At 28.9% G+C, this 16,331-nt stretch carries 13 protein-coding genes; 6 read left to right on the top strand and 7 right to left on the bottom strand.

The features are described from left to right. Window positions 1–6: 6 nt before the first annotated feature. The 3 genes from CUEA01_RS20495 to CUEA01_RS20485 form a co-directional block, all read right to left on the bottom strand. Window positions 7–1,659, bottom strand: a complete 1,653-nt coding sequence (locus CUEA01_RS20495; RefSeq protein ID WP_234123808.1) for an Ig-like domain-containing protein — start codon at window positions 1,657–1,659, stop codon at window positions 7–9. A gap of 132 nt (window positions 1,660–1,791) precedes the next feature. After that, the gene (locus tag CUEA01_RS20490) at window positions 1,792–3,567 is read right to left on the bottom strand and encodes a sensor histidine kinase (protein ID WP_234123807.1); all 1,776 of its coding nucleotides are present in this window, start codon (window positions 3,565–3,567) and stop codon (window positions 1,792–1,794) included. Beyond that, on the bottom strand, window positions 3,560–5,131 hold the full coding sequence (locus tag CUEA01_RS20485) for a response regulator transcription factor (RefSeq protein ID WP_234123806.1): 1,572 nt from the start codon (window positions 5,129–5,131) through the stop codon (window positions 3,560–3,562). The genes CUEA01_RS20490 and CUEA01_RS20485 overlap by 8 nt, the downstream gene beginning before the upstream one ends. 300 nt (window positions 5,132–5,431) lie before the next feature. Between CUEA01_RS20485 and CUEA01_RS20480 the strand changes: the two genes are divergently transcribed. The 3 genes from CUEA01_RS20480 to CUEA01_RS20470 all read left to right on the top strand — a co-directional run bounded on the left by CUEA01_RS20480 (window position 5,432) and on the right by CUEA01_RS20470 (window position 8,550). Next, window positions 5,432–6,739, top strand: a complete 1,308-nt coding sequence (locus CUEA01_RS20480; protein WP_234123805.1) for an ABC transporter substrate-binding protein — start codon at window positions 5,432–5,434, stop codon at window positions 6,737–6,739. Between the two features lie 105 nt (window positions 6,740–6,844). After that, window positions 6,845–7,735, top strand: coding sequence for a carbohydrate ABC transporter permease (locus CUEA01_RS20475; protein ID WP_407929275.1), 891 nt, complete (start codon window positions 6,845–6,847; stop codon window positions 7,733–7,735). Next, entirely contained in the window at window positions 7,732–8,550 is an 819-nt protein-coding gene (locus tag CUEA01_RS20470; RefSeq protein ID WP_234123804.1) for a carbohydrate ABC transporter permease, read from the top strand. The genes CUEA01_RS20475 and CUEA01_RS20470 overlap by 4 nt, the downstream gene beginning before the upstream one ends. A 68-nt stretch (window positions 8,551–8,618) precedes the next feature. Here the strand turns inward: CUEA01_RS20470 and CUEA01_RS20465 are convergent, their stop codons facing one another. From CUEA01_RS20465 to CUEA01_RS20450, 4 genes are all read right to left on the bottom strand, one after another. Further along, window positions 8,619–10,313, bottom strand: a complete 1,695-nt coding sequence (locus CUEA01_RS20465; RefSeq protein ID WP_234123803.1) for a M56 family metallopeptidase — start codon at window positions 10,311–10,313, stop codon at window positions 8,619–8,621. A 10-nt stretch (window positions 10,314–10,323) separates the two neighbouring features. Beyond that, window positions 10,324–10,689, bottom strand: coding sequence for a BlaI/MecI/CopY family transcriptional regulator (locus tag CUEA01_RS20460; RefSeq protein WP_234123801.1), 366 nt, complete (start codon window positions 10,687–10,689; stop codon window positions 10,324–10,326). A 142-nt stretch (window positions 10,690–10,831) separates the two neighbouring features. Continuing rightward, entirely contained in the window at window positions 10,832–11,122 is a 291-nt protein-coding gene (locus CUEA01_RS20455) for a hypothetical protein (protein WP_234123799.1), read from the bottom strand. 97 nt (window positions 11,123–11,219) lie between these two features. Further along, a complete protein-coding gene (locus CUEA01_RS20450) occupies window positions 11,220–12,956 on the bottom strand; it encodes a methyl-accepting chemotaxis protein (RefSeq protein ID WP_234123797.1) in 1,737 nt (578 codons plus the stop codon). Between the two features lie 302 nt (window positions 12,957–13,258). On the opposite strand from CUEA01_RS20450, the gene CUEA01_RS20445 reads away from it, so the two are divergent. The 3 genes from CUEA01_RS20445 to CUEA01_RS20435 all read left to right on the top strand — a co-directional run bounded on the left by CUEA01_RS20445 (window position 13,259) and on the right by CUEA01_RS20435 (window position 16,316). Beyond that, window positions 13,259–13,702 (top strand): HutP family protein, encoded by a 444-nt coding sequence (locus CUEA01_RS20445; RefSeq protein ID WP_268906369.1) that lies wholly within the window; start codon window positions 13,259–13,261, stop codon window positions 13,700–13,702. A gap of 228 nt (window positions 13,703–13,930) precedes the next feature. Next, window positions 13,931–15,466: a histidine ammonia-lyase gene (gene hutH, locus CUEA01_RS20440; protein WP_234123795.1), complete on the top strand. Its 1,536-nt coding sequence runs from the start codon at window positions 13,931–13,933 to the stop codon at window positions 15,464–15,466. 397 nt (window positions 15,467–15,863) lie between these two features. Next, window positions 15,864–16,316 carry a hypothetical protein gene (locus CUEA01_RS20435; protein WP_234123793.1) on the top strand — a complete coding sequence of 151 codons (453 nt, stop codon included), beginning with the start codon at window positions 15,864–15,866 and terminating at the stop codon, window positions 16,314–16,316. Window positions 16,317–16,331: the final 15 nt, after the last annotated feature.

Raw genomic sequence — 16,331 nt, 5'->3', positions numbered from 1 at the left:
CAAAATTTACTGGATTTTAAAATCTTGATGTATTGCTTTTCCTAAATGTATTCCATTTGTATCAGTTACTGAATCTGAAATATAAATATGATAATTTTTATTTTTAGAATAATTCCCTTTAGGGGTTACTGTTATTGTGTCGTCATTAACAGATAAATCGCAATCAACAATATTAAAATCATCATCAACAATCATAACTGTGGCATCAGTTACTGTTGAAGGGTCTATAGCTCTTTTAAACTTTATTTTCCAAGACTTTTTTGCATCATTTGAAGTTTTGCTTGTAAATTTTGAAGGATTATTTTTTATTTCCAATTGAGCTTTTCCTAATTCGAGGTCCTTTTGTGCTTTGTCTTGATTATCTTTTATGGATTGTGCAAGTATAGCTGAATAATCAATAGAATTATCTGCTGTAATGTTAGGCGCTTGTTCCATAGTTACAGAATTTCCTAAATCGGTCAAGGTGTTTGAAAAATCACAAGATATATCAATATTAGCATTTGCGAAGGCTGATGCAGCAGCATTAGCTTCTGAATCATCAACTTTAGCTTGATTTGAGAAATTTTTTGCATCTACATTTAAAGAAAATGTTCCAGCTTGTCCTGAAATATATCCTTCACTGCCTATAGTGTATTTTATATCTAAATTAAAGGTTACGCCGGATAGAGTCTTTTCTATTGAAGGAAGTTCCTCTTTTATTTGGTTTATGGAAGTTGTAAAAGATTCATTAAGCTTAGCTATATCGCTTTGAGTTAATTCTTTGCCACTATCCTTTGCAGATAATTGAGCTACAGATAGCATATAATCCTGTATTATTTTATGAGTTGCATCATCAGAGACAAATTGTTCTAATAAAGCATTTACAGATGAATTATCTAACTTTAATTCATATTCACTATCAGAATTTTTAGTTATAAGACTGCTATTTTTAGCTTGTGCATTTGAAACAATTTGACCAATTAATTTTTGCACAAAATCTGTTGTAAGGTCACTATATTGCCATGAGCTTGATGTTTTAGGTAATTTAATTGAAGTATCAGAAGCAAGTTCTGAAGAATCATAATAAATGTAATTCTTTGAGCCTAGCTGTGATAGAATATTAGCAGTAGAGGCATCATCACCAGCAGGAATTAAAGATAACATTGATTTTAAAGTGCTAGGTATTTCACAAATAACTTTTTGGTCAGGAATGCCACTGCTCATATCAGTGCTTGTCCATGTCTTGAAAGTAAGAGGAAATCCTGAGATTGTTATACTATTATTACTTTGAGTAGTTGTACCGGTTTCAGTGTTTGTAAATTTTGTATCAGATTGCATTGGAATATTTTTTAATGCACTGAGGATTAAATTTACATAAGTCATATCACTATCGGATATACCTAACTTTGACCAGTCTACATTACTTATATTTATCTTAAGAGTACTAGTATTCTTAGTTTCACCTGCTTTTATAGCTTGAGTTTTAGTCAAGGCACCTATAAAATTTAAAAAGTCAGAGCTATTGGCATTTGAACCAAGCAGATTTTTAGTTTGAGAAGAAATCATTATGCTTTGTTTTGGAGTATTTGTTGCGGCTGAAGCATTTAGACTAGTAGTTCCCAAAATACCTGATGATAAGCTAGCAGCAATTACGAATGAAATGATTTTCTTGTTTTTCATATATACTACCCCCATGTTTTTTTATATACCTAATATTATTATATCAGCTTCCATTGTGGAAAAAAACTTAAAATCCGAATTAGTTAGAAAAATAATACTAATTAACTATTTTTAAAATAGACAAACATATCCTTATGATATAATAGGGAGAATTATGCTAACAGTTGTTCCAGAATTAATTTTGCTTTTTATAGTTACACCATATAGGTCTCCATATAAAAGCTTGATTCTATCATTAACATTTTTTATTCCTATTCTTGAAAAATTCTTATGAGTTGAAGTTTTTGGTGAATATAAATTGGATAACACATTTTCATCCATTCCAATTCCGTTATCAATTATTTCGCAAAGAAGGTTGTTACCTTTTTCTGATATAAATACATGTATATGTCCTTCTTTTTTACCTGTAAATGCATGAAAAAAAGCGTTTTCTATAAAAGGCTGTAGTATAAGCTTTGGAAGTTTGTAACTAATGCATTGTGTAAAAATGTGGAAGGTGACTTTTATATCTTCACTATATCTTGTTTTATTTATAAATACATAATTTTTTAGATTAAGTATTTCTTTTTCAACAGTAACTGTTTCACTTGTATCACTTATGGTATTTTGAAGTAAGGAAATAAAAGCATCCAAGGTATTTGCAGCTACTTCCTTGTCACCCTTTAGTATTAGCCATTTAATGGATGCTAAGGTATTGTACATAAAGTGTGGGTTAATTTGCATTTGAAGGGCTGATAGTTCTGCCTTTCTTTGATTTTTTTGTGACAACATCAGTTCTTTTACATAGCTATTGAGATTATCTAGCATATAATTAAATGAACTGCTAAGTTTTGCTGTTTCGTAATTTCCTTTAAGATTTATGTGGTTATTAAAGTTGCATTCGGTGATTTTTGACATCTCTTTTACTAATATTCTGAGAGGATCAGTAGTTTTTTTTGTTACTAAAAATAAAATTGAAAAAGTTATAAAAATTATTATTGAGCAAATTAATATAATTTGTTTTGTGTTATACATATCGCTTAAAGCTTTATTAGTATCTATTATATTTACAATATAGAAATCATATGTTGGCATATACTCTGATAATATAGTGTATTTCTTTTTATTTAAAGTTAAATTTATATATTCGCTGTGATTCTTTTGGATTCTTTTTGCTGCACTTAAAAAATTTAAATTTTTATTTCCAATTATATTTTCAATGCTAGAAGAAATGATTGTCCCATTAGAAGATATAATTGCAATATCATTTCCAGGAGTAGCTGCGAAATTTGAGTAAAGATTTTTAATGGAGTCTTCATTGATAATTGCATACAATACGCCTAAAGGTTTTTTTGTTAATTCACTAATCAAAACCTTCGTACCTATTAATACATTATTATTATTAGTTACACTTGTAAAACCATAATTATTATATTGATACAGAAGTTTAGTAGGATTTTTAAGTGCGGCTTTTGTTATACTACTATTTTTAATAACCTCAATAGGTGTTGTAATTGATGACTGAGTATTTTTATAAGTAGTATTGTTATTTCCTATAACAAGCATATCAACATAATTGTCATTTAAAATTTCAGCGTTAGTTTTAAATTGTTTACTTAAATTGTATATTACATAAAATAAATCTGGCTGATTAGTTATATTTTCAGTAAGATAACGCCTGAAAGCCCAATTGTTGTCCATGGTGTTTACTGCATCTATTATTTTATTATTTAGATTGTAAAAATTAAACTCAATTTGTTTTAAAGTTTTAGCATTTGAAATACTGAAATTATTTATAAATATTTTCTGTGAAATGTCCATAATGCTTAATGCAGTAATAATAGAAATACTCACACTACTTATGAACATTATTGTAGCTAAAGTAAAAAATAAACTTCTGTTTTTAAAAAAATTTATTAGTCTATACATATGAACCGTTGCCTCTTTTATTTTCTAAAATAAATTTTCTATATTTACTTGGAGTTATTTTCTTTAATTTTTTGAATACCTTACAAAAATAACTATGGTCTGAATATCCAACCATATAACTGATTTCAGAAACGGGTATATTTCCATCAGATAAAAGTTTGGATGCTTTTTCTACACGGATTTTATTTAAGTATTCACTAAAACACTCTTTATTATGAGCACTAAAATAAGATGAAAGATAATAATAATTAAAATGAAATCTATCTGATAATTCTTTTAGGGAAAGCTGATCAGAGTAATGAGCACATATATATTCTATAATTTTGCCTATCATGTGGTTATTAAAGGAGGTCTTTTGAATTTCTAATAATTCATTGAATTTCTTTTTTAAAATATCAACAAAGTTAAGCAATTCATCAGCATACTCTACATCATCTATTTTTTGAAAGTATTCTCTTTTAGAATTATTTATTTCTTCTACGTCAAAGTTAAGCTCATCTAATATATTAATAATGCTATAAAGTGAATTTTCAAAAAGCGTTTTAAGCTCGAATTCATCTGTGGTTAGATTATTTATACAAAATAAAATGTGATTTTTTAAGTAGTTTAATGCGGCGTCAATATTAAGCATATAAACTTGGTCTGAATAATATTTAAAATCAAATTTATCTTTTGAATTACTTTTGATAATATCTTTAGAGTAAATTATAGTTTTGTTTCTTAAATAGAATTTATAGCCTAATAAAGGTTTAAAATCGTGAAGATAGATATCTCTAAGTTTATATATGTTATTAAAAGTTTTACTAACTACAAAAAACATTTCAGAAAACTTATTGGGGCTATTTTTAAATATAGTATTTATTTTATTTAAAATATCGTGTTCATTTCCAAAATTAAAATTTATAAGAAATAAAAATAAATTAGTATCTGTAGTTATCTCATAGTAAGTTACAGTTTCAAAATTATGTTCACAAGTTTCAGAAAAAATGCTCCTTAGCAATGAAGAATTATTGTTAATTGATTTTTTTAAATTGGTACCCAGCAATAAAAAAGATTTATATGGGAAAAATTCATTGATTTTTTCTTCCTCCATTGTTATGTCAAATCCCGATATTAATTTAGTTAAAAAACTTTTTAGATTTAATTCTTTAATATTTTTGGGCGTTGAAAGAATAAAATTTGGAATATTGGCAGCTGTATTTTTTAAAAGGGTAATAAGTTCTTTTGGGTTTAACTTTGGTTTTAATATATAATCGTTTACACCAAGTTTAAAAGTATCCTTAACATATTCAAAATCACTGTAACTGCTTAAAATTATAATTTGTATTTCAGGATACCTTGCTTTTATTATTTTTGATAGATCAACACCATCCATAATAGGCATGACAACGTCTGAAAGGATTATATGAGGTTTAAGCTTTTCTACTAATTCTATAGCTTCCTTTCCATTTGAAGCTTCTCCCACAATCTCAAAGCCTTCCATTTTCCAATCTATAAGATGCTTTATGCCTTGTCTTAATAGGTATTCATCATCTACTATTAAAATTTTGCATAAGTTATCCAACAAGATCCCCCCCACTTGAAGTATATAAATATTATAATTTTATATTTTTATTATAAGTTAATAATCCATTTATTTCAAATTGAAGAAGGCTAAATCACAATAAATACAAAGATATATATAAATATTTTTAGAATCTTAAAAAAGTACAAATTTGTAATTTGAGTAAATCATAGCGGGTTAAAATATAACAAGTTTATATAAATATATTTCTAATTGCTTAAAACGATTTCAATTATAATTATGTTAAGGTTAACAATTAGGTTACCAAAATTAAAATTAGTTTTTAAGGGGGAATAGTTAATGAAGGCAAAAAAAATAATGGCTGTTGTTTTAAGTGCGTTTATGGCAATAGGCTTAGGCGCTTGTGGACAAGACAGCACATCAAAGGATAGTACAGCTAGTAATGGAAGTAAATCACTAGTTGTATGGACATGGGATGAAACTTTTAATGTTCCTGCCGTTAAGGAAGCAATGGCAATTTATAAAAAGAAGCATCCAGATGTAAAAATAAAAATAGTACAAATGGCTCAAAATGATCTAGTTCAAAAGCTAAATACAAATTTAAGTTCAAATACTACTTCGGGATTACCGAATATAGTTTCAATTGAAGATTATAGGGCACAAAATTTTCTTACATCGTATTCAGATTGGTTCGAGGATATGTCTAATAAAATAAATAAATCTGATTTTATGAATTATAAAATTAAGCCAGAAAGTTATGAAGGAAAACTTTATGGAGTTCCTTTTGACAGTGGTGTAACTGGATTGTTTTATAGAAGTGATTTAATAGAACAAGCAGGATATAAACCTTCAGACATGCAAAATATTACTTGGGATAAGTTTATAGAAATAGGTAAGGCTGTAAAAGCAAAAACTGGAAAAGCAATGCTTACACTTGATCCAAGTGATTTAGGAATACTTAGAGTAATGATGCAGTCAGCTGGGCAATGGTATGTAAAAGATGATGGTAAGACTGTAAACTTACAGGATAATCAAGCTTTAAAGGAAGGAATTAAAATATATAAACAAATGATAGATGCTGGAATTGTAAAATTGATTTCAGGTTGGGATCAATTTGTAAGTGCCTTCCAGAAGGGTGATGTTGCAGCTGTACCAACAGGATGCTGGATTTCAAGTTCTATAACTAAATCAGCCGATCAAAGTGGAAAATGGGCAATTGCACCAATACCAAGAATTAGTTCAATACCTACTTCAGTAAACTTTTCTAGTAGTGGAGGATCAGGTTGGTATGTTTTAAAGAAAGTTGGAAATGGTGATTTAGCAGCTAACTTCCTTGCAGAAACCTTTGGAAGCAATAAGGAACTTGCAAATACTCTTGCCGATAAGATTGGTCTTGTAAGTACACTTAAAGCCGCAGCCACTACATCAAACTACCAAAAACAATTTGAATTTTATGGTGGTCAAAAAACTTTACAGGATTTCTCTAATTGGTCACAGCATATACCATCAGTAAATTATGGATTATACACTTATAATATAGAAGATATTTTAACAGAAGCAGTTCAATCTGTAGTTAAAAAAGGTACTGATGTAAACACTGCTCTTAAAAATGCTCAAACTCAAGCAGAAGCAGCTGTATCAAAATAGATAGAGATAAACCGATTGAAAATATAAATACAAAATTTTAGAAGGGGATGTTGCATAAAATAACTTCATGCGGCATCGCCTTCTTAATAAAGAGGAGGTTTAAAATTGAGTGCTAATAAGAAAAGTGCTTTAGAGAAAAAATATAACACTGTAGGATGGCTTTTTACAATATTAAGTATAGTACTCATAGTCATGTTTGTTTTTTATCCTATGGTTCAGGCGTTTATTATTTCCTTAAAATCAGGTATGGGAAATAATTTAAAGTTTACAGGACTTTCAAATTACAAAAGACTTTTTAATGATGAAACCTTTAAAAGAGCTCTTGGAAATACTTTTATTTATTTGGTGGTACAAGTACCTATAATGATTTTACTAGCTTTGTTTATATCTGCTCTTTTAAATGATAAAAAACTTAAAGGAAAAGGATTATTTAGAACAGCAATATTTTTACCTTGTGTAACATCCTTGGTAGCATATTCTATAATATTTAAAAGTTTATTTGCAGATGATGGACTAATGAATAAATTTTTTATGCAAATTCATTTAATATCTACCCCAATACAGTGGCTTACAAATCCAACTTGGGCTAAAGTTGCTATAATTATCGCTATAACCTGGCGTTGGACTGGATATAATATGATTTTTTACTTAGCAGGACTTCAAAATATTGATGCGTCAGTTTATGAAGCAGCCAAAATAGATGGAGCATCAGCAACAAAACAGTTTTTTAATATAACAATACCTCTCTTAAAACCAATAATTTTATTCACTACAATTACTTCCACTATTGGAACACTGCAATTATTTGATGAAGTTATGAATATAACACAAGGTGGGCCAGGAAATGCAACTACTACAATATCGCAATATATATATAATTTGAGTTTTAAATATAGTTCTAATTTTGGATATGCGTCTGCAGTTTCTTATACTATTGTTGTTATGATTGTAATATTATCAGCAATACAATTTAAAGTGGCGGGTGATAAAAAATGAAAAATTTTAAGAAAATACTTGAATATATATTTTTGATTATAGCATCTTTAATTTCAATTTTTCCATTTTTGTGGATGATTATAAGCATGACTAATAAATCAATAGACGTTACAAAAGGTTCTTTAATTCCGGGAAGTAATTTTGTTAAAAATATTAATAGCCTTTTTAACTCCGATTTAAATTTTACTACATCTCTATGGAATTCGGCTAAAATTGCAATTATTACAACAGTACTGGCTTTGGCTGTGTCATCTTTAGCAGGATATGGATTTGAAATATATAGAAGTAAGGCTAGGGATAGAGTATTTGCCATATTATTATTGTCTATGATGGTTCCTTTTGCAGCACTTATGGTACCTTTATTTAAAATGTTCAGTACCTTTAAAATTGCAGGCTTAAATACAATGGCTTCCGTAATAATTCCTAGTATATCAACGGCTTTTTTAATATTCTTTTTTAGGCAAAATACAAAGGCATTTCCAAAGGACATTTTAGAAGCAGGGCGTATAGATGGTTTAAATGAGTTTCAGATATTTACAAGAATTTATGTTCCAATAATGAAATCAACTTATGCAGCAGGGGCAATTATTACTTTTATGAATAGTTGGAATAATTACATGTGGCCTCTTATTGCACTTCAAAGTCCAGAAAAGAGAACAGTACCACTTATTATTTCAACTATGGGATCTTCCTATACACCGGATTATGGAATGATTATGACAGGAGTAGTAATAGCCACGCTTCCAACAGCTTTGGTATTCTTTTTAATGCAAAAACAATTTGTAGCCGGAATGGTTGGGTCTGTTAAAGGATAATTCGTATTGATTAAATACTAAATTATCCTTAAGCTTATGACATTGTTATTTTCTTTAAGATCCCTTATTTAATTAATAGCTTTAATGGAATTTATAATAGTTGGAATCTGTTTTTGCAAATTTATAAAGTCTTTAAATTCAGGGTTGTCTTCTGGAAAGTTTACGTCCGTAGGGCCCCCTAAGAAGTATGAAGTTCCGTTAACAGTGACCTCTCTTTTACCAGCTACGGAGTCGAACATTTCTTCATTTAAGTTAGCAGTTTTCTTAAGAATACAGAAATATAAACCAGTTCCATCACTTACTTTATTTACTGGCTTAAAATAAACTGATATACCATTAGAATTTTCTTTCACAGTATATTTATTGTTCCAATTTGATGGAAAAGTAATTGATAAATTTAAATCTTTATTTTGATAAACTTCTGCGGTAGGTGCAGCTGTAGTAGTACTAGATGGCTTAGTTGTGGCACTTGTTGTGTTTTCATTTGTTGCACTTGCAGTGGTTGTTTTTGGTACATTGTTTTTTGCATTTTTATCAGCTATAGGTGCAGTTGTGATGGTTTTGTCTGTAGTATTGGGTTGCGTATTTTTGCTGGTAGTAGGGACTTTATTGGTGGATACTGCCTTTGGAGGTTGTGGTTCATAATTTTTTAAATCTGGATCAATAGTTGAACTGCAGCTAGTAAGACCTGTTACTGCAACTGAAGCTACTAATATTAGTGAAGCTGTTACTGTTATCCATGATCTTTTTTTAAATCTATTAATCATAATAATTCTCCTCTTATAACTAGATTTATTTTTTAAAATTCCTGATGTTACAGGGATAAAGTTTGATTCTGAAAAAAGCTTTAATAATTTTATTATTGTTTTACCATAATCCTGATATTCTGATTTGTTTAGATAGTTTAATACAGATGCATCACATGATATTTCACAATCCTCATGCATTTTGTAAAAAGCATACCAAATTATAGGGTTAAAAAAGTGAACTATTTGAAGTAATACAATAGTCCAATTTAAAATTATATCTTTTCGCTTATAATGAGATAATTCATGAAGAAAAATATATTTTATCTGACTATTACTTAAAACTTTAATATGTGGTTCATAAACCAGTATTTTAGGATTAAAAAATCCGTATAAAGAAGGAGTTCTTGGTTTATTTGAAGCAAATATTGTTATATCATGCTTTATATTCATAATATTTTTGCATTCTTTTAGTACAGAATTTATTCTTTCATCATTTAGGCTTTTGTAACATCTAATTTTTAGGATAAAGGATATATTTACGAATATAGTGTAAAATAGCAGAAGTAATATACCAGTTATCCATACACAAGTTAATATGAGTGTTATAAAATTATAGTTTTTATATCTATTTGTTTTTGGTTTTAAAGTATTGGAATTAGGCAAATTTGATTGCTTTGAAACTATAGTAGTGTTGGTTTTTGGTGTTAACTTATTATTGCCATCAATAGGTTTTACTAAAAATGAACTATTAGCAGTATTTATATTTCTCACAATATTATTAGGTAAATTAATTTTTTGTGCTGTAGGATAAAATAAATTATATATGCTAATATGGCTTTCCATATAAAATGGAACTAATAATCGAATAATTAACAGAACCCATATATAGTAATGCCATTTTGGTGTTAATGCTTTATTAAATAATTTTTTTACTAAAAGTATAATCAAAGCAAGTACGCTTGCATTAAGTCCTAAATATACAATTTGTTTAAAAATCCAAACAATATTATCCATAATAAATTACCTACTTTTTTTTAGAATCTAACAATTTTTGAAGTTCATCTATTTCTTCTTCTGATAATTTGTCATCTTTAATGAAATTAGCCATCATAAGGTTAAGTGAGCCATTAAAGCATTTTTGAAGAAAAGATTTTGTTTCTTCTTGAACACATTCATTTTCTGATACAGCTGCATAATAGCTATAATAAGTTCCGTTTTTTTCTGCCCTTAAGGCACCTTTTGCTACTAAACGTCTAATTAAAGTGTGAATAGTCTTAGGGTTCCAATCTGTTTCTTGTATTAAGGCTTCAACTATTTGGCTAGCTAGCATGGGGGATTTATTCCAAACAATTTTCATGACCTTCCATTCGGAGTCAGAGATATTTTTCATAATCAATTCAATCCTTTCGTGTATTACAATTGTACTACAATATTATATTACGTTTGTAATACGGTTTTGTCAACAGAAAAATTATGAAAATGAAGGAAATAAAAAACTAGCCTGCTGAGTTTAAGCCCAGTAGGCTAGTCCTTTAATTAGTTACTTTTAAACGGCGAGTTCCGCATAGTAATGAGGAAACTACACCAACAAAGGCATAAGGAAAAATATCCCTATATGATGTTCGCATTTTAGACTGAATATAACATCCTATGCAAAGAAAAACGAAAGAAATCACTGCAATTTTAAGGCTGTCATCTAATTTTAATAGTGTTGCTATTCGCTCTGATAAATTTGTAAATTGATTTATTATATCGTATAAGAAAAAAGCTATAAAAAAAACGATAAGGTTTATCAGAGTATCAACAGTAAAAACGCTGCTCATAGAATTCACTCCCAATTCATGGTATTTATCTTTAATCAATCAATAATTATATCATTAAGTTTTAGTATTTGTAAATAGGCAAAGTTTCATATAAAAATTATATTTTGAAACGCCCTATATTTTGGTTAAGTTTAGTTGATAATGAAGTAAATTGATCTATAGAAGTATTTATTTCTTCAAGGCAAGCAGATTGTTCTTCTGTTGCGGAGGATACTTCTCCTATTAATTCTACATTTGAATTTGTGATATTTGTTATGTCTAGCATTGATTTTTTTACACTTGAAGTATATTTGTTTAAATCATTAGCGTTATTTGAAACATCAGTAATTTGATTAGCTATATTAGTAGAAGCTTTAAGTATATTTTTGAATGCAAGGCTTGTATCATTCATTGCAAGTTCTTGATCAGTAATTACTGTATTTGCTATACTTATATTTGATACTGATTGATTTATGCTGTTTTGTATATCTTTTATTAATGAAGCTATATTTTTCACAGAATCACTAGACTGTTCTGCAAGTTTTTTTACTTCATCAGCAACTACTGCAAAGCCTTTGCCAGCTTCGCCACAGCGGGCAGCTTCTATAGCAGCATTAAGAGCTAATAAATTTGTTTGTTCTGATATGGAGCTTATTATATCAACAATATTACCAATTTCTTGAGATTGCAGTGATAAGTGATTTATTGAAGTATTTATATTTTCAAAAATTTTCTTATTTTCCTGCATTTTATTTTTTTGATATTCAACAGTTTTTGCACCTGTCTCGGAAACGCCTTTAGCCATAATTGCCATTTTCTCTGAGTTATTAACACTTTCAGAAATAATGTGTAATCTATCTATAATATCAAGTACTGCATTATTACTAGTAGTAACTGAAGCTGATTGTTTTGATGCACCATTTGATATATGGGACATGGAATTTGCTATTTGCTCTATTCCATCACTAACATCATTGGAAGCCTTTAGTATTTCATCTGAGGAAGTAGCTACATTTAAGCTCATTTCTTTTGTTGATGCAAAAAATTCTCTAATGTTAGAGATAAATTTATTAAATAGAGAGAGGATTTCACTTAATTCATCATTTGAATTAATATTTCCTTGAATAGTTAAATTACCGGCTCCAACCTCATGTATTAAATTTTTCATCTCTCTAATAAAATTAGATATATTTTTATACGTATTGATAATTAAAAGTGTTAAAAATACTATTAGAACAATACTTGCTAAAATAATAGCTACTAAAATTTCTATATTTCTTGTACTCTCATTTTTTGATTGCTTTATCATGGCAACTGATAATGCATTGGAGTTATTTTTAATCTGTGTTACTAATTTGTCAAGATTATCAGTTGGAATTCTATCCATTCCCTTTACCATGGTATCAACTACTTTATAACTTTCTGCATTACTGGAAGAATAACTTTTTACGGCTTCTGTGTATTTAATATACATATCTTTTTGAGCTATTAATGATTCATTAATTATGGTCATGTCTAACTTATCTTTTTTCATTAAACTTTTTACAGTTTCTAATTTATTTAAAGTGTTTTTATATTCAGTTTGAAATTCATTGTAATATTTATTGTATGCTTGAGGATTTTGACCTCTTAAGAGTAAATCCTTCCATGCTTGTACCTGCTTTTTAAAGTGAACTTGAGCATCTCTTGTTTCATCTACTAATACTGTGTATTCACTTATAGTTTTCAAATTATCATTTGATTCTTGAATTAAATTATTTATTGAAATCCATGAGAAGGTACCTAAGGTTAGAGTAATTAGTATAGTTAAAATTACAAGTAGAGATAGATTAAATTTAATTCCTATTTTTTTCATTTAGCAATTCTCCTTAGTCAAATTTTTAAGTAATAAATTAAGTATACATTATAGAATTAATTTCGTTACTATGATTAATGAACTTGAAAGGGAATGTAATCATTAATTACCATAGTATGTATACAGGGCATGATGAATAATTTGCCAAAGATAAGTAAACCATATTTACAATTAAAAGTCTATATTTAGACCAAAAGAAAATAGGCTTTTTTAGTTGCAATATAGTGTTTAGTAATTTATAATAAAATAGTATTAGTAATTATTAAATTAATAATATTTAACAGTAAGGGGAAGTGAATATTTTGTTTGAATCCTTAAGCATTGGTAAAGTAGCAATGCTATTATCCTTAGCTTCTGAAAGTGATGAAGAGAGTATTAGAAATAAGGCGGAAAGTTCGGGATATAAAGTTTTTAAAGGTTTTGTTGGTGCAATGGATTCTTCTAAGATTTTTGCTTCGATAGAAACAGCTGCAAAAAGAGAAAAATTTATAAAGAATATTTACAGAGAAGAACATTCGCTATATCATGCTGTTTTAGAAGCTTATGAAGGTGTATGTCGTGGACAGATTGGACTTGGAAATGTTCTTAGGACTGCTGGACTTGTATTTACTATTGTTAAAGGTTCAAGACTTCCGGGTGATTCTGAAGATGGTGATTGGATAGCGGTTGTTTTGTATGGAAATATGGGGGCACCAGTTAAAGGATATGAGCATGAAGTAATAGGACTTGGTGTATATCCAGTTTAAATTGCTGATTTAGTCAGGATATATCAAGCTTCATGGGATTTTTCGTTATTTAATATTTTATTTAAAGTGATTTAATGCTCAGAGTTTAAAGTACAGAAATGTATTTTATATAGTTTTTTAGGGAGCAAGATTCATTGTAGTGGGTCTTGCTCTTTTTGCGTTACAGAAAAAATTATTATTATTGTGCAATATGAACTGTAAATTGTGCAGTTATTGGGAGGAATATAAATGAATACTATTTTAATTGATGGAAAAAGTTTAACATTAAAGGATTTAGCATTAATTGCAAGAGAAAATTATGAGGTAAAAATTACTGATGAAGCTAAAAAGAAAGTTGAAAAATCAAGAGCTATCGTCGATGATATTGTTGAAAATGAAAAGACTATATATGGAATTACTACTGGCTTTGGAAAGTTTGCAAATGTAAGTATTTCAAAAGAAGACTGCAAAACGCTTCAAAGAAATCTTATAATTTCACATGCATGTGGAACAGGAAATAATTTTCCTGCTGAAACTGTAAGAGCAATTATGCTTTTAAGGGCTAATGCACTATCTAAGGGCTTTTCAGGAATAAGACTTAGTACACTTGAAACTTTAATTGAAATGCTTAATAAAGGAGTTCACCCTATAATACCTGAAAAAGGTTCCCTTGGAGCATCTGGAGATTTAGCACCTCTTGCACATATGGTACTTCCTATGATTGGAGAGGGTGAAGCTGAATACAAGGGTGAAGTAATGCCTGGAAGAAAGGCTATGGAACTTGCAGGAATTAAAGTGGTAGAACTTGTTGCAAAGGAAGGTCTTGCTTTAATTAACGGAACACAGGTAATGACAGGTGTTGGAGCACTTACTGTTTATGATGCAATTGAACTTTTAAAGGTAAGCGATATTGCCGCTGCATTAAGTCTTGAAGCTTTAACAGGAATTACAGATGCTTTTGACAATAGATTAGATATGGTTAGACCTCATCAAGGACAAATCAATACTTCAAAAAATATTTTAAGCTTAGTAAATGGAAGTAATTTAACAACAAGACAAGGAGAACTTAGAGTTCAAGATGCATATGCCTTAAGATGCATACCTCAAGTTCATGGTGCAAGTAAAGATGCGGTTAATTATGTAAGAGAAAGAGTTGAAATAGAAATAAACTCAGTTACAGATAATCCAATAGTTCTTGAAAATGGAGATGTAATTTCAGGAGGAAACTTCCATGGTCAGCCAATGGCATTAAGTTTTGATTTCCTTGGAATTGCAATTTCAGAGATAGCTAATATATCAGAAAGAAGACTTGAAAGACTTGTAAATAGTCAGCTTAGTAATGGTCTTCCAGCATTTTTAACAGAGCAAGGTGGACTTAATTCTGGTTTTATGATAACTCAATATGCAGCAGCTTCTTTAGTATCAGAAAATAAAGTCCTTGCACATCCAGCAAGTGTGGATTCTATACCATCTTCAGCAAATCAAGAAGATCACGTTAGTATGGGAACAATTGCTGCAAGAAAAGCTAGACAAATCCTTGAAAATGCTAAAAGAGTTTTAGCAACAGAGCTTATGGCAGGATGCCAAGCAGTTGACTTCAGAAAAGAAGCAAAATTAGGAGAAGGTACTTCAATTGCATATAAGACTATAAGGGAAAAAGTTGATTATATTAAAGAAGATAAAGTAATGTATAAAGAGCTTGATAAAGTAACAGATATGATAACAAGCGGTGAAATTGTTAAGAATGTTGAAAGTAATGAAAAAGTAAAAATTATTGTGAAGTAAGTGTAGTTCAGGATATTAAATAAAATTAATAAATCTAAGGGTGGAATATTTAAAAGCCTAAGAAGTTTCAATAACTCGCTGAAAAGATACTCAAACAATTGAAACATCTAAGGCTTTTAAATATTCCACCCTAAGATTTATTAAAATTTTATTTAAACCATCCTAAACTACACTTACTTCACATTTACAGTGGTTTAAGGAAAAAATTCCTCCGTGCCTACGGAATTTTGATTATAAGGTATATTTAATACCATAATCTAAGGCGTGGTGTGTTTTTAGTATAGAAACTGATTGTAGAAAATGTTTGGGTTGTAAGCATAATTTAAATATGCTACAATTTACCTAAGAAAATACAAAAACTATTATTTTATAATTGAACAGATAAGGGGGGAATACTATGAAAAAAGTTGATATTAAAAGTGCGGCTTTAGGTTTAATAGTAGGCGTAGTAGGAGTTGTTATTATTTTTACAGTAGTAGTAAGAAAACCAATAACTGCTAACAGCTTCAATAATGAAGCGGCGTATTCATTAAAACAAAGTAGTAAAACTAGTAATAATCAGAATACTTCAAAAGACTCCGTGATTACATATAATACTTCAAACACTGAAACAAATGATGAAACTACAAAGAGAATACAAAAGGGTATGGAAATTACAGCTGATGACTCAGACAATGAAGTGGATGCAGAAGCTATAGAAACTATGAAGAAAACAGGAAATTGGAGTTATGTTGAAAAATCGTTTCCTAGAATGACGAATGATGGTATAGGAAAAGTTGTTGAAATATATAACTCAAAGCATTCCGATACATCTCAATATAAAAATGCATCGGATTATATAAAAAAATAAGGCTATGTTTTAAAT

Source organism: Clostridium hydrogenum (assembly GCF_021432385.1).
GTDB classification, from domain to species: domain Bacteria; phylum Bacillota; class Clostridia; order Clostridiales; family Clostridiaceae; genus Clostridium_S; species Clostridium_S hydrogenum.
Note: the sequence above shows the minus strand (reverse complement) of the source record. Positions and strands in the feature narration are given on the sequence as shown.

What these genes read in the sequence shown, in the direction of transcription:
- CUEA01_RS20495 (WP_234123808.1), bottom strand. Translation starts at nt 1,659, where the DNA reads ATGAAAAACAAGAAAATCATTTCATTCGTAATTGCTGCTAGCTTATCA.
- CUEA01_RS20490 (WP_234123807.1), bottom strand. Translation starts at nt 3,567, where the DNA reads ATGTATAGACTAATAAATTTTTTTAAAAACAGAAGTTTATTTTTTACT.
- CUEA01_RS20480 (WP_234123805.1), top strand. Translation starts at nt 5,432, where the DNA reads ATGAAGGCAAAAAAAATAATGGCTGTTGTTTTAAGTGCGTTTATGGCA.
- CUEA01_RS20470 (WP_234123804.1), top strand. Translation starts at nt 7,732, where the DNA reads ATGAAAAATTTTAAGAAAATACTTGAATATATATTTTTGATTATAGCA.
- CUEA01_RS20465 (WP_234123803.1), bottom strand. Translation starts at nt 10,313, where the DNA reads ATGGATAATATTGTTTGGATTTTTAAACAAATTGTATATTTAGGACTT.
- CUEA01_RS20460 (WP_234123801.1), bottom strand. Translation starts at nt 10,689, where the DNA reads ATGAAAAATATCTCTGACTCCGAATGGAAGGTCATGAAAATTGTTTGG.
- CUEA01_RS20455 (WP_234123799.1), bottom strand. Translation starts at nt 11,122, where the DNA reads ATGAGCAGCGTTTTTACTGTTGATACTCTGATAAACCTTATCGTTTTT.
- CUEA01_RS20450 (WP_234123797.1), bottom strand. Translation starts at nt 12,956, where the DNA reads ATGAAAAAAATAGGAATTAAATTTAATCTATCTCTACTTGTAATTTTA.
- hutH (WP_234123795.1), top strand. Translation starts at nt 13,931, where the DNA reads ATGAATACTATTTTAATTGATGGAAAAAGTTTAACATTAAAGGATTTA.
- CUEA01_RS20435 (WP_234123793.1), top strand. Translation starts at nt 15,864, where the DNA reads ATGAAAAAAGTTGATATTAAAAGTGCGGCTTTAGGTTTAATAGTAGGC.